The 13,381-nt window shown below is 63.1% G+C and carries 16 protein-coding genes; 5 read left to right on the top strand and 11 right to left on the bottom strand.

What is annotated here, in order from left to right; translation table 11 throughout:
* Window positions 1-4: 4 nt before the first annotated feature.
* Complete coding sequence (locus tag ABFX19_RS04720; RefSeq protein ID WP_277357494.1) at window positions 5-1,048, bottom strand: LacI family DNA-binding transcriptional regulator; 1,044 nt, start codon at window positions 1,046-1,048, stop codon at window positions 5-7.
* 843 nt (window positions 1,049-1,891) lie between these two features.
* Here ABFX19_RS04720 and ABFX19_RS04715 point away from each other — a divergent pair.
* Entirely contained in the window at window positions 1,892-2,719 is an 828-nt protein-coding gene (locus tag ABFX19_RS04715) for a NosD domain-containing protein (RefSeq protein WP_346027678.1), read from the top strand.
* Window positions 2,720-2,773: 54 nt separating this feature from the next.
* Complete coding sequence (locus ABFX19_RS04710) at window positions 2,774-3,451, top strand: Gfo/Idh/MocA family protein (RefSeq protein WP_428831023.1); 678 nt, start codon at window positions 2,774-2,776, stop codon at window positions 3,449-3,451.
* Here ABFX19_RS04710 and ABFX19_RS04705 read toward each other — a convergent pair.
* From ABFX19_RS04705 to ABFX19_RS04695, 3 genes are read right to left on the bottom strand one after another with little or no spacing between them, the layout of a single operon-like run.
* Entirely contained in the window at window positions 3,441-4,457 is a 1,017-nt protein-coding gene (locus ABFX19_RS04705) for an N-acetylglucosamine kinase (RefSeq protein WP_346027676.1), read from the bottom strand. The genes ABFX19_RS04710 and ABFX19_RS04705 overlap by 11 nt on opposite strands.
* The gene (locus ABFX19_RS04700; RefSeq protein WP_346027675.1) at window positions 4,454-5,725 is read right to left on the bottom strand and encodes a 6-phospho-beta-glucosidase; all 1,272 of its coding nucleotides are present in this window, start codon (window positions 5,723-5,725) and stop codon (window positions 4,454-4,456) included. Before ABFX19_RS04700 ends, ABFX19_RS04705 begins: the two co-directional genes overlap by 4 nt.
* A 51-nt stretch (window positions 5,726-5,776) precedes the next feature.
* Window positions 5,777-6,322, bottom strand: coding sequence for a GNAT family N-acetyltransferase (locus ABFX19_RS04695; protein ID WP_346027674.1), 546 nt, complete (start codon window positions 6,320-6,322; stop codon window positions 5,777-5,779).
* Between the two features lie 132 nt (window positions 6,323-6,454).
* On the opposite strand from ABFX19_RS04695, the gene ABFX19_RS04690 reads away from it, so the two are divergent.
* Both ABFX19_RS04690 and ABFX19_RS04685 read left to right on the top strand, forming a co-directional pair.
* Window positions 6,455-6,670 (top strand): hypothetical protein, encoded by a 216-nt coding sequence (locus ABFX19_RS04690; RefSeq protein WP_346027673.1) that lies wholly within the window; start codon window positions 6,455-6,457, stop codon window positions 6,668-6,670.
* Between the two features lie 165 nt (window positions 6,671-6,835).
* The gene (locus ABFX19_RS04685; protein WP_346027672.1) at window positions 6,836-7,231 is read left to right on the top strand and encodes an ArsR/SmtB family transcription factor; all 396 of its coding nucleotides are present in this window, start codon (window positions 6,836-6,838) and stop codon (window positions 7,229-7,231) included.
* Window positions 7,232-7,236: 5 nt separating this feature from the next.
* On the opposite strand, the gene ABFX19_RS04680 is transcribed toward ABFX19_RS04685, so the two are convergent.
* The 3 genes from ABFX19_RS04680 to ABFX19_RS04670 all read right to left on the bottom strand — a co-directional run bounded on the left by ABFX19_RS04680 (window position 7,237) and on the right by ABFX19_RS04670 (window position 9,040).
* Complete coding sequence (locus ABFX19_RS04680; protein ID WP_346027671.1) at window positions 7,237-7,470, bottom strand: YegP family protein; 234 nt, start codon at window positions 7,468-7,470, stop codon at window positions 7,237-7,239.
* A gap of 130 nt (window positions 7,471-7,600) precedes the next feature.
* Window positions 7,601-8,347 (bottom strand): alpha/beta hydrolase, encoded by a 747-nt coding sequence (locus ABFX19_RS04675; protein WP_346027670.1) that lies wholly within the window; start codon window positions 8,345-8,347, stop codon window positions 7,601-7,603.
* A 30-nt stretch (window positions 8,348-8,377) separates the two neighbouring features.
* Window positions 8,378-9,040, bottom strand: coding sequence for an alpha/beta hydrolase family protein (locus tag ABFX19_RS04670; RefSeq protein ID WP_346027669.1), 663 nt, complete (start codon window positions 9,038-9,040; stop codon window positions 8,378-8,380).
* Window positions 9,041-9,097: 57 nt separating this feature from the next.
* Between ABFX19_RS04670 and ABFX19_RS04665 the strand changes: the two genes are divergently transcribed.
* A complete protein-coding gene (locus ABFX19_RS04665) occupies window positions 9,098-10,228 on the top strand; it encodes a winged helix DNA-binding domain-containing protein (protein ID WP_346027668.1) in 1,131 nt (376 codons plus the stop codon).
* Here the strand turns inward: ABFX19_RS04665 and ABFX19_RS04660 are convergent.
* The 4 genes from ABFX19_RS04660 to ABFX19_RS04645 form a co-directional block, all read right to left on the bottom strand.
* Window positions 10,209-10,547 (bottom strand): hypothetical protein, encoded by a 339-nt coding sequence (locus ABFX19_RS04660; protein WP_056545215.1) that lies wholly within the window; start codon window positions 10,545-10,547, stop codon window positions 10,209-10,211. The two genes, ABFX19_RS04665 and ABFX19_RS04660, sit on opposite strands and share 20 nt — an antisense overlap.
* A gap of 133 nt (window positions 10,548-10,680) precedes the next feature.
* Window positions 10,681-10,884, bottom strand: a complete 204-nt coding sequence (locus tag ABFX19_RS04655) for a hypothetical protein (RefSeq protein WP_056545214.1) — start codon at window positions 10,882-10,884, stop codon at window positions 10,681-10,683.
* A gap of 108 nt (window positions 10,885-10,992) precedes the next feature.
* The gene (locus tag ABFX19_RS04650) at window positions 10,993-12,627 is read right to left on the bottom strand and encodes a RecQ family ATP-dependent DNA helicase (protein ID WP_346027667.1); all 1,635 of its coding nucleotides are present in this window, start codon (window positions 12,625-12,627) and stop codon (window positions 10,993-10,995) included.
* Window positions 12,624-13,379, bottom strand: coding sequence for a ZIP family transporter (locus tag ABFX19_RS04645; protein ID WP_277357481.1), 756 nt, complete (start codon window positions 13,377-13,379; stop codon window positions 12,624-12,626). The genes ABFX19_RS04650 and ABFX19_RS04645 overlap by 4 nt, the downstream gene beginning before the upstream one ends.
* Between the last annotated feature and the right edge of the window lie 2 nt (window positions 13,380-13,381).

Here is a 13,381-nt window from a genome sequence, read left to right as displayed (position 1 = left end):
TGGTTTAGAAGTTCGAGGGCGTCATACGGACGGTGGTGCCGCTCGAACTTCGGTACTCAATCGTGGGAGATAGCCGTGTGGTTGTGGGGGCCAGGCGTACGGGGGAGGAGCCTCGCGCCTTGTCTGCTAGCCGGTGGGCCAGCAATTCGGCCGCTGCTACACCAACTTCGAAAGCTGGTTGCCTGACGGTAGTCAGTTGCGGTGTGAAGAGGTCCGAGTAAGCGAAGCCGTCAAAAGTTGCGAAGGCGATGTCGGTGGGTAGCTGCAGATTCCGGTTCTGCACTATTTTGAGCGCCCGTGCCGCCAGCACAGTGCTGCAGGCGATCAAGGCCGTCGGTCTAGGACCGGCATCCAGTGCCTGCTCCAACTGACCGTCAATGACGTCGAAGGCCGGCACATCAGCGATGATTGTCTGCGCGGACGCGTCAAGATTCAGCTGGGCCATCGCTTCGACAAAGGCATCGCGTCTCTCACGCAGGGTGGGAACCCTGCAATCGCCCGCGACGAAGACGAACCGTTGGTGCCCTTGATCGACAAGATGCTTCACCAGCTCGATAGTGGGGAGTCGGTTCTCGACTCCTACCTGGTCGACCCGCATCCCGCAGAGACGGTCCATAAGGACCAGTGGCGTACCCTCGCCTTGGATGCCGTCAACAACATCCTGGCGCGACCCTGCAGCCCGCGCCAGAATCAGGCCGTCAACGCGCCGTTCCAGGAGAGCTTCTACGGCCTGCGCTTCCCGGTCGGGATCCTCAGCGGAATTGGCCAACAGTAGTGTGAGTCCGAGTCTGGCGACTGCATGCTCAACCCCATGCACCATCTCCGCGAAGGCCGGCTCGCCCGCATCCGAGACAATCAGGCCCACGCTGTCCGTCTGCGACCGGCGCATAGCTCTCGCCACGGCGTCTTGGCGATAGGAAGTCGCCTCGATAGCCTTCAACACCTTCTCGCGCGTCTCCGGTTCAACGTGGCGAGTCCCGTTCAAGACGTGGGAAACCGTCGAAATAGACACACCCGCCAGACTGGCAACCATCGCCATTGTGGTCATAGAGGCTCCTCAGAAAATCGTTTGCGCGAACGATTCGATAGTAGGGTGTGAACTTCAACACATGCAAGAGCAAAAGGGGAAAACTTTGAGAAGACCTCAAACGGAAAAGTGGTCCCACCTGCCAGTCTGGCTTCGACGACTGACCTTCTCGTATACGTCAGGCCCTCGCGCATCCGAGGAAGCCGAAACCCCCCAGAAATCCGCCTACTCTGCTTCAATCTACCCACATCTCTGGTAGCGCGTTCGCTCCTGAAGTGTCCGCGGTTCTCTAGTCCTTGCGTCCTACGAAGCCACTATGACCCCAACCCTTGACAACATGGTGCAGCTCACACTTAGATGCTCGAAGTTACGCAATCGTTTTTCTCGGCGACTGATCTACTGTCCACGAGTAGTGAGACAGAAACACAGGGCCCTCGGAAAAAGCGGCAACTCGACTATCAGTGCTCGAGGCACTTGGAGGAGCTGCGGGCCTTCTCGCATGCACCTTGGTGCAGCCACCGCAGGCACTCGCCCGTTCTGTGGAGATGGAAGCCCGTGCTCAGCCTGCGGCGAACCCCACTGCTGACACTGGCGCGAGCATTGTCGGCGTCCTGTAATCAGGAACGCCCGGCAACTTCGGCACTGACGAACCGAACCCCACCCGCACACACGAGATAAGACAGACATGGCCCAAACTGTTTATGACGTGACCACTTGGACCGGCGCCAGCGTGTCCCCGTATACCGATATCGGGAAGGTGATGAACGAATCGTCGCCGACATTAAGGCCACTCAGACAAGCCAGACCACCCGTCCGGGCGCGGTGATATACAGTCCACCCGGGCACTTCGATCTCAGAACCCGCGTGTTGATCGACATCAGCTACCTGCAAATAAAAGGCTCCGGGCACGGGTTCCTATCAGAAGCGATCCGCGATGAGAGCGACTCATCCCAGTGGGTGGAAACACTGCCAGGCGGCAGCCACATTCGTGTAATGAACACGGACGGGCACGGCGAAGCCTTCCTTATCGCTCGTTCCGGCAGTCCCGCAACTGTCGGGCGCCTCAACTCAGTTGAGTTTCGGGACTTTTGCATCGACGGAGTCGAAAGCTCTAAGCCGTACATTCCGGGAAACGGGAAGACCGGCATCCGCGCTCAAACCGACAATGACGCATTCCGGATCGAAGGATTGGGGTTCGTCTACCTCACGCACGCCATCATCCTCCGCGGCGCGGACGCCCCATACATAACCAACAACTTCATAGCCGAATGCGGTAGTTGCATCGAACTCCTTGGCGCTTGGCAGGTAATGCGCGTTACGAACAACTTCCTGATTAGTGCGTGGGCGGGTTCCGCGGTCTTCGCTGAGAACGCGGAGGGACTCCCCATCTCGGGCAACTCGATCCTTTGGTATGGCTCCGTGCGCTTAGTCAACAGCAAACGCTGCTCCGTCACTGCGAATAAGTTCGTCAGTTCCTGGCCGGGGATGGTGATTTTTGAACCTGGAAGCGAGGAGAACCTGATCTCAAGCAATCAGTTCTTGCGCACAGACACCGAAAGCTCTATCGACAACGGAAAGGACGACTACTTCGGCATGGTGCACCTCAACGGGAGTAACAACACCGTGAGCGCGAACCACTTCTCGTATCGGGTGGCTACGCAGTTCATTCGGCCATTATCTCGCGTCGAATAACATCGTGAGCAACGTGCCCTCCCGTATCGTTTTCGAGTACCACCTTTGACGAGCATGATGGTCGGCACCGCGCCTGCGGCCAACGGCGTCTTCCTGATGGAAGCAGTCTGGACGCGCTTCCTGCCGAGCATCAACCGGGCGTGGGACATCATTGCCTCCGGGGAGCTGGGAGAGGTGCAGTGGGTCCAGGCGGACCTGGGTTTCGTGTCAGCTTACGACCGGAACTCCCGCCTCTGGGATCCGGCTGCCGGCGGCGGCGCGCTGTTGGATCTTGCGGTCTACCCGCTGACGTGGGCGCTCGGAGCGCTGGGGGTTCCTACCGGCGTCGCGGCCCAGGCAACCCTCACTGACGACGGCGTGGACATGCGGAACGCCCTGACGCTTTCCTACGCGAACGGGGCAGTCGCCCAACTGCTCACATCGATTGTTGCCGCCTGCCCCGGCACCGCTACAGTGAGCGGAAACGCCGGATGGCTGACGGCCTCCACCCCACAGTGCAACCCTTCGAGCCTCACCATCACGACGGCGGACGGACGCTCCCGCGTCGAATCCTTCGGCCAGGTGGGAAGCAACTATGTGTACCAGCTTCGCGAAGTCACCCGGTGCATCCAGGACGGGCTGACCGAAAGCCCCACCATGCCGTGGGCTGACTCGATTGCCACGATGGAGCTTCTCGACGCTGTTCGCGGGCAGATCGGCATGCGGTACGGAAGTGATCAGGTCACGGTGTAGCGCGGGCGATCCGCTGGAGCGGAACGGAGCGGCCCTCCAGAGCGACCCGCGCGCGAGCTAAGGCCTCCGCCTCCGCCTCGGCTGCTTCCAGGGCCAGGAGGCCCGCCCCCACGATCGGGGGCGCGGTCACCAGTTGCAGGTGGGCGTTGGGTGCCTGTTCCTCCAGACCTGACCCGATTCTGGTGAGGAGCCGGCTGTCATTTGCAGCGAGCACCCCTCCGCCCAGAACAACGGGCACCGGTGCGTTGAGCAGATCGAGACGCCGAAGCGCAGTGACCACCAGGACAACGATCTCATCGGCTTGGCGGTCAACCACTGATGCGGCGACGGGATCGCCGGCCGTTGAGGCTGTGAACAAAACGGGTGTGAGGTCAGCAACCGAACGTGCGGGGATGCGCCCGAGGTGGATGGCCTCGATAACTTCGCGCACGGAGCCCAGGTTGTAGGCAGCCGGAACCAGCTCGTCCAGGGACGTCCGTGGCCCTCTGCCGTCTTCTGACCTCGCCGCGTGCCAGAGTGCAGCTGCGCCGAGGTCCCCTCCGCCGCCCCAGTCTCCGGACAGCGCACCAAGCGCGGGAAACCGCGCCGTCCGGCCGTCAGTACTTACTCCCACTGCGTTGATTCCGGTCCCACAGACAACCGCCACCGCGTCGGGGGAGTCGGTCCCGGCCCTGAGGAGAGCAAACAGGTCATTGTCGACGACCGCGCGTCTCCCATCGGCTCCTCCTGCCCAGGCCGAGGAGAATTCCTCGATCTCGACCGGAAGGTCCATACCGGCAAGGTAGACGCTTGTCTGCAGCAGCGGCCGGTCCCCAATAACTTCGAGCGCCTCGGCAGCAAGCGCCCGGACCACCGCGACAGATGCGTCGAGACCCACCGTCTGGGGATTCGCGCCACCGCCACGCGCGTGAAAGACCACCTCGCCCTCGAGTGAAAGAACTGCGAGGTCTGTCTTGGAACCGCCGCCGTCAACCGCGATGACAACAGGGCAGCCGGGCTGGTTCAACGGGCCCACGCCAGGTGGTCACGGTTGGCGGCAAGCAGCGCATCGGTGAGCTTCTCCGCCTTATCGAACTGGCCAACCAGCGGATGGGCGAGCATCGCCCGAAGCACGCGCTCACGCCCACCGTGCAGCGCAGCGTCGAGGGCCAGCCGTTCGTAGGACGCCACGTGGCTGATCAACCCGGCTATCTCCTCCGGGATCGTACCGATCGGAGGCACAGTCAGCCCGCCGGGCCGAATGACCGCGGGGACCTCGATCACGTGATCGTCAGGCAGGAACGGCAGCGTGCCGTCATTGCGGACATTGACAACCTGGACATCGCCCCGCCCGGAGATCAGTGACGACATGAGGTCAACCGCTGCTTCGGAATAGAAGGCGCCGCCCCTCAGGGACAGTTCCTCCGGTTTGATGTCCAGCGCCGGGTCCGCGTACTTTTTGAGCAGCGCATCCTCCACCTCCATGACAGCCTGCGCCCGGGATGGCTGGCTCAGCTGACCCCGGAGCACCTCGTCGTGGGCGTAGAAGTACCGCAGGTAGTAGGACGGCACAGCCTGTTGCAGCGACAGCAATGCGGGCGGCAACTGCACCTCCCGGGCCACTTCCTCGAGATGTTCTCCAAGGATTCGGGGGAGGACGTTCACGGAGCCGCCGTCCGTCTTCAGGTTGACGCCCAGTTCCCAGGTGAGGTGATTGAGGCCCACGTGATTCAGGGAAATACTGCTGTAGTCAGCGCCGAGGAGCGCTGCAAACCTGCGCTGGAAACCGATGGCCACGTTGCACAGCCCCACCGCCCGGTGGCCGGCCTGCAGGAGGGCCCGCGTCACGATCCCGACCGGATTCGTGAAATCAATGATCCACGCGTTCGGTTTCGCCTTCTCCCGGATGATTTCAGCGATGTGCAGCACCACCGGTACGGTCCGTAACGCCTTGGCGAACCCTCCGGGACCGGTGGTTTCCTGCCCCACGCAGCAGGCTTCGTGGGGGAAGGTCTCGTCGCCATGGCGTGCGGCCTGCCCGCCGACGCGCAACTGCAGGAGAACGACGTCGGCATCGCTGACCCCCGCTTCGACGCTGGAAGTGGTCCGGATCTGTCCGGGATGTCCGGCTCTCGAGAAGATGCGGCGGGAAAGGCCTGACACCAGTTCAAGCCTCGACGCGTCGGGATCAACCAGCCAGAGCTCCTCAATGGGCAGCATCTCCCTGAGGCGGGCAAAGCCGTCCACCAGTTCCGGCGTGTAGGTCGACCCGCCGCCGACAACAGCAACCTTCATGGTCAGCCCTTTCCTATAGCGCGAACCCCTGGCCCAATCCTTACATTCCGTTCAGCGGGGAAGCGGCGCGATGTCTTTCGGCGCGGGGTCGGTTGCCAGGCGGGCGTGGGTCTCCACGTCATAGCGGTCGACGCCGTAACGCAGTTTTGCGCGCTCAACGCCCTCCGCCTGGAATCCGGCGCGCGTTGCCACCCGGCACGAGGCGGGATTATTGACCCGGTGCCCCAACTCCAGCCGGAAGAGGCTTTCTGAAAAGGCCCATTCCGACGCCGCCACCAGACCTCGGGTGATCAGTCCGCGGCCGCGGAACTCCGCGCTCAACCAGTAGGAGACCCAGGCCGTGCCGTGATTGAACTCCATCGAAGAAATGCCAATATCGCCGACCGCAACGCCGTCGACCGCCACAGCGAAATGCCGCGCTGACGCGCTTTCGGTTGCCAACTGGTTTTCGATGTATTGCCTGCACGCGTCGTGGGTCGCCAGGTCCTGCTGACCAAACTGAATGAGCAGGTCCTCGCTGCCGGACACGGCGTCGTGGAGGGCGCCGGCGTCGTCGGGCATCCAGCGTCGAAGGACTGCACCCTCACTACCTTCCACGCCTGGTACTCCTTGAATGGTTTGTCCGGCCGGTGGCAGCGTCTCCGCAAACCCATCGGCACCTCTTCACAAAAATAGCAAGCGTGCTTATTATCGTAGGTGCACGTTTCCCTTCAGACGGAGGAGCCCGCCATGTCCACCGAAGGCGATGAACCGTTCACGGCCAATGATGCCGACCGGCTTGAGCAACAGCAAGCCGTCGGTGACGATTCCACTGATGACGTCGCTGAGCAGCCGCATGAAGCGGGGGCCCGCGAAGCGAACGAGGCCGACGTCGTCGAACAGGCACAGTCGGTATCCGGCGAGGATGACTATCCACGCGGCCCCGTAGGGGAAGAATTCGACTGACACCACCCCTCGGCCCGCCCGGTCCGGAGAAATGCTACCCGCCGGTAGCACATGACGGTATGATGAAGTCCTCAACTGCCCGGGCTATCGCCGAGGGGCACTTTCTCTGTACCGGCTGTCATCCTGTGATCGCCCCGGTCCAAGCACGCTAAGGATGATGGTTTCGTGGAGGCATTTCCCGGAGCGCACCGGCCTCTCTATGAGGTGAAAGCCAACCTGTTCAAAGGCATGGCGCATCCCGTGCGGGTGCGGGTTCTGGAGATTCTTTCTGCCTCGCCGGACGTCTCGGTGACGGACCTCATTTCCGATATGGGTGTCGAAGCGTCCCGCCTTTCCCAGCACCTATCCGTGCTGCGGACGCACCACCTCGTCGTGTCCGAGCGGCGCGGCAGCCAGGTCTTCTACAGCCTGGCGTATCCGCGAGTTGCCGATCTGCTGGCAACAGCGAAGATGCTGTTGGGCGAGGTTCTGGAGTCCACGCAGCAGCAACTGCGCACCGCGGAGTGGGCTGCGCCGGAACCCGTTGAAGCCGGGGAAGCCGAGTCCGCTCCCAGGCGGTAGCGCAACTAAGCCGTAGCGCGGCGCCGCGCATGCCGCACCCGCAGCGTCCGTGCGGAAGGGTCGGAGCAATCCTGGATATGTCCCATGGCGGCATGCTCACGGACGGCGGTTATGGCTGTTACCACGTCACCTTTGTGTCCGTACCCGGCTGAGGTTACGAGAATGCCGCCTCGCTCATCCATGAGGCGAAAGCGGTACAGCTTGTCGGCGTCCCTGAAAATTTCGAAGTTACCGGCCACGATTTCCTCCTCCGGCGCAGAGGCGCATCAGCGCGCCTGATGACTTTAGGATTTCATTAATTCGTAATATAAGAAAGTCCTGTGACGCCGGAGGACACACTCCTCCGACCTTTTCCCAAGGTTTGCGGCTCTAGCGGCTGGTCCAGCCCTGCCGCGACAGCCAGTTTCCGCACAGCGCCGTCCACTGATCAGGGCCCGATTCACCGCCGGCCAATCCCAGCCCGTGTGAGCCGTGAGGGAAGACGTGGACCTCGGCCGGCACGCAGTGCTCGATCAGCGCACGTGCATAGGCGAAGGTATTCTCCACGGGCACCGCGGCGTCGTCGGCCGTATGCCAGAGGAACGCCGGAGGCGTTGCGTCGGTAACGTTCAACTCCGGTGACATTTTTCGCAGCAGATCCGACGACGGCGAGCGGCCCAGCAGGTTGTCGATGCTTCCCTGATGCACAGCATCGGTAAAAGACACCACCGGGTAGCAGAGGATCGACAGGTCGGGGACGGCGGAGGGGACGTCAAGCGCTGGAGTCTTCGCGGACGTAGCTGTCGAGAGCGTGGCGGCAAGGTGTCCACCGGCTGAGAACCCCAGCACTCCTACCCGCCCGCCGTCCACGGCGATACCGTGATCCCCTCCCCGAATCCAGAGCATCGCTTCCTTGGCGTCGATCAGCGGCGCAGGATGTTGATGAGGTGCAACCCGGTATCGAAGGACGAATGCGTGGATGCCGAGCCCTGCGAGCCATTCGGCAACGGGCTCCCCCTCATGGTCAGATGTCTTGCCGTAGCCGCCTCCCGGAAGCACGAGGACCGCAGGTCTGCGAACGTCGGCTCCATCCACGGCTGGGATTACTGTCAGGTTTGCGGGAGAGGGGCTCGGCATAGGTTCACCGTACCCAGTGGGGATACGGGCTCAGCCACTCCGCGCAATAAATGACGCCGCCGCGGGAGCCAGCGATGCACCAATCTCCAAAGGGCTGCGCTTGGTGCCCTTGACCGCGAAGGAGTGATCGGCGTCGGGCACGTACTGCAGCGTTGCCCGGTCGCCGAGCTTCGCGACCACCGGATTCAAGAGCTCCTTCCGCGCGAACGCGTCGTTGCTTCCCTGCAGGAAGAGTATCGGCATGTGAATGTGGACCAGGTGTTCGTCGCGGACCTTCTCCGGCTTTCCCGGCGGGTGCAACGGGTAACCGAGAAAGATCAGTCCGGCGGCGTCCATCCCCTCCGCTGCTGCCATGGACGCCATTCGGCCGCCGAAGGACTTCCCACACGCCCACACCGGTCCCTCCCGCGTGCGCTCCTGCGCATGCGCCATCACTTCCCGCCAGGCAGCGATCGCCTTCGGAGGGCGGTCCGGGAATCGCCGACCCTGCTCCATGTAGGGAAAATTGAAGCGCAAGGTGGCAAAGCCGGCGTCGTTCATAGCATTGCTGAAGCCGAGGAGGAAAGGGTGGTCCATGCCCGCACCGGCACCGTGGGCGATGATCACGGTTGCCGTCGGAGTGTCCGGCTGTTCGTAGGTGCAGGAGAAGTCAGCATCGTCAACGCGCAGGGTGAAGTGCTCGGAGGAGGGCATCTGCCCATCATGCCGTAGGTCCTCCTGTGCAGGTGCCGATCAACGCATACTGAAGCCATGGGAACTCCGATAACCCGGGACCAGTTGCTGCAGCTTCGGCTCGCGCACCACTTCCCCGTGAGCGACGGCCGACCATCATCAGGATTGCCCGGCCCGGCCGGCGTGGTCGACAGGATGCTCGCAGTCCAGGCGCAGGACTTCGGCCAGGCGCTCTGGGCGGTTGGCTCGCGAGTCAATGGTTCCACTCGTCAACGAGTCCTCGCTGCCCTCGATAGTGCAGAGGTGGTGCGGTCAGCGCCGGTACGGGGCACGCTCCACTTTGTGCGGCCGGCTGACCTCCGCTGGATGCTCGGGCTGACGGCGGAGCGGATGATCAAGTCTGCGTCGCGGCGTCTGGCGGAACTCGACCTTGACCAGCGCACACTCCACCGGGCCCGGGATGTAGCCAGTGAGGCGCTCGCGGGCGGTATGGCGCTTAGTCGGGACGAGTTTCTGGATACCCTCGACAGGTCAGGGCTCTCCACCAGCGGGCAACGGGGTTACCACATCATCTGGTATCTGGCACAGACGCAACTGGTCTGCTGGGGACCAGCGGACCGGTCCCAGCAGGCGCTGGTGCTGCTTGATGATTGGGCTCCTGATGACAGCCCGCGGCCGGATCGGGAAGAGGCTCTGCGGTGGTTCGCCCTCCGGTACTTCACCGGGCACGGCCCGGCACGTCTGCAGGACTTCACCTGGTGGTCAAAGCTCACTCTCGCTGACGCGAAAGTTGGCCTGGCTCAGGCGCGCAGCGAGCTGGTGGAGTACGTCTACGATGGCGCGAGCTACTGGGCGCTGCCGGGCGTAACCGAGCCGGACCCGATGGCCGGAGGCGGGCTCCTGCTGGCTGGGTATGACGAGTACATCCTTGGCTACCAGGACCGCGCACCATCACTTCCGCCCGAGTACGCCTCCCGCATCCGGCTGGCCAAGAACGGTGTGTTCAAGCCGGCACTTCTGCAGGACGGCCGCGCCGTAGGAACCTGGCGGAGAAATCCGCGGGAGAACATGGCGGACATTGCTCCGTTTGCCGAGTCCGCAATCAGCGGCACCGAGGCGTTCGACGGCGCCATCACTGCTTATGAGCATTTTCTTGCCGATGAGCCGCACGCCAGAAAGCCGCGAGAACTCAACCGGACCCGAGGTTAGTCACCCGGACCAGTCTCCAGCCCTCCCAGCGCGGATCCCGGCAGACGTCGAAGACAAGGATGGGTGACGCCGGCCCCGTTTGTGCCCGGAACCGCCAGTACTGCTGTGTCATGATGCTGCCCTGGCCCATGATTCCCGAAGGGCCCGGCTCCCACCAGTTTCGGGAGCTTGTCCAGTGCATCGGGTCACCCAGAACCTGCCAGATGCCCGCCCTCCAACGAAGCGCGAGCGGCTCCCCGCGGGACGTGAAGCGGACGTCTGCCTCCTCATTGAGCGACCGCGACCCGGGCTGAACCTCGTCTACATGCTGCGCCGTCATTACCCTTCACCTTCTTCAGTGCCGGGTTTAAAAGTAGAACATATTTTCGATTAAGTCACCCCGGTTAAAAGAACATGTCCGGACCAGGCAGGCCAGCAGCCTGTCCAGTCCGGACGTGTTCCCGATGAAGGGGTTAGTTCTCCTGCTCGCGCCGGTTCAACTCCAGGTTGACCTCCTCAAGACGCGCCTCGGTTTCCGGCTCCGGGAGGCCTTCTGCATACTCAGCCTCGAGCTCGCGGTGAATTCTGCTGTTGAGTACCTCGACCTCGACATCATCCAGCACGGTCAAGTCTTCTGGGAATGGGTCTTCGGGGGAAATCTTGTGGTTGGTTTCCATGGGTCACTTTCGCGCTCATTACGGTTCTCTGTCGAAGTGTAACCATGCTGTTGAGCGTTGCGCGAGATCGTATGACCGAACGCGCTGTTCACACGCACACCGGTACCTTCAGGACCGCACCGCAGTCAGCAGGTCCTTCTCCTCCACCAGCGGCACAGACAGCGATTTGTAACCGTGCTCCCCGAACAGGACCGTGATCACATCGTTCTCGTATCCCATCACGACGCCCTCGCCCCACTCGCCATGCCGCACGGTGCTCTGCAGCGGGAAGAGGTGCTTCTCGCCGTCGTCGTCAGTGTGCTCCGCCGACCGTCCGGAATCGCAGTTGTCGCACGCACCGCACAGGCCCTCGTGCTCCTCGCCGAAGTATCCGAGCAGGAACTTCCGCCTGCAACCGCGGTACTCCGCGTACTGCCGCGCCATTTCCACACGTGAACGGTCCACTTCCTGCCGCCGCTTCTGATGCTCGACGACATCGGCAATGACCTGCCCGGCATCCGTTGCCACCGCGCGGTACTTCCCGGAACGCTCACGAAGCGCTCCCACCTCAACCAGCTGGTTCAGGAGCCCGGAGAGCTTGCGCTGGGTCAGCCCGGTCGCTTCCCGGATTCCGGCGGCATCGAGTGCCCTTTCCGCTGCGCGCAAAGCGGCGAACAGCTGACGAAGGCCGTCCTCCTGCACATTCTTCGCAGCAAAGAACCGGCGGATCCCAAGATCCTCAGGGCGGTAGTGAAGCACGACGGCGGCCGGCTCACCGTCCCGCCCGGCACGCCCCGCCTCCTGGTAGTAGCTGTCGAGGGAATCGGGAATGTCCGCGTGCACCACGAACCGCACGTCCGGCTTGTCGATGCCCATCCCGAATGCCGTTGTTGCCACCATGACGTCCAGCTCACCGGCGTGGAAGGCTTCATGCAGCGCGGTCCGCTCGGACTTCTTCCGCCCGGAGTGGTAGGCGTCAGCGCGCACTCCCGCACCCCGCAACTCCTGTGCGTACTGCTCCGTCTGCTTCCGGGTGGCGGCATAGAGCAGGCCCTGCCCCTCAAGGGAGGCCGCCTGCTCCAATACTGCGCGCTGCTTGTCGCGGTCGGACTCGTGCTGCTGCACGCTGAGGTGGAGGTTTGGCCGGTCGAAGCCCTCAGCGATCACGACGGCGTCCGTCAACTTCAGCCGCTCCTGAATCTCCTGCCGCATCGGGGGAGAGGCGGTGGCCGTCAGCGCGATGACCGGCCGTTTAAGACGCTCCACCAGCGAGCCGAGCTGGAGATAGTCGGGCCGGAAATCATGCCCCCACGCGGAGACGCAGTGCGCCTCGTCGATCACCAGGAAGGACACGTCCAGCGCCGTCAGCCGGGCCGCTGTTTCCTCGCGCGCCAACTGCTCCGGCGCCAGGAACAGGAACTTGGCGCGGCGCTCCTCGTCCGGATCTTCTGCGGCTGCCCATGCCTCATCGATCTCGCTGTCCGTCGCGGTGGAGTTCAGGACATAGGCGCGGATTTCGCCGAGTGTCTCATTGATGGCCTCCGCCTGGTCACGCTGGAGGGCGATCAACGGCGAAACAACGACGGCGACACCCGGCGCTGCCATTGCAGCCACCTGATAGATGGCGGACTTTCCGTAACCGGTGGGAAGGACGCAGAGGAGGTTCCGGCCGCCGTCGGCTGCCTCCAGCGCCTTGCGCTGTCCGGGAAGGAGCGAGTCCCAGCCAAAGTGCTCCCGCGCGGTGGCTTCGAATTTTCTGCTCATTCGGCGGCCGCTGTAATGAGGGCAAGCAGCACTGAGTAGATCACCATACCCGCAAGGAACCAGGGAAAACTCGAGCCGCGGTTTGACGGCAGTTCCTCTTTGAAGACGTTCAAGAGCACAGAGCCTCCCAGCAGGGCGGTCAGAATGGCGACGACAACCGTGCTGGTCGGCGCAAACAGGGCTGACAGCAGCCAGCCGAGAAGGAGCGCGCCCGCCAGAACCACCCGGCCGCTGGCAGCAAAGCGGTGCGGATAGTTCTCCTCGAGGTGCCGGTCCGTGAGCACAAAGTGCAGGCCCATGGCGATGGCGAACAGGATTGCGAAGAGGTACCCCGTTTCAACGCGCAGCGCCATCGTGTACGTGATCAGCGCGTTGTAGAACGCGAACGCTCCGAGGTGCAGCCAGTAGACGCCGGCGGAATCCGGCCGTTTGCTGGTCCGCCGCGAGGTTGCCAGCCGGTCCAGCCCGTAGAACACGGTGAAGCCGGTAAGCGCAACGACGAAGATCCCCAGGTCAAACAGCGGCGTGACCTCGATGGTGTCCTCGAGCAGCTCGCCGATCGCCTCGTTACCCTCCGCGATTTCCGGGAGCAGGTGAAGGAAGACGTACGCAACGGCGAGTCCTCCCGCGAAGGAACCGGTCACGCTCTCCGGAACCAACGGCAGCTTCCGGATGCGCGGGGCGGCGAGGTGCAGTGCCGCCAGTACGAGTGCGATGACCAGCGAAGCGATCAGGGCCGCGGTGAAGGTCATGA

Source organism: Arthrobacter parietis (genome assembly GCF_039530425.1).
GTDB lineage: Bacteria > Actinomycetota > Actinomycetes > Actinomycetales > Micrococcaceae > Arthrobacter_D > Arthrobacter_D parietis.
Note: the sequence above shows the minus strand (reverse complement) of the source record. Positions and strands in the feature narration are given on the sequence as shown.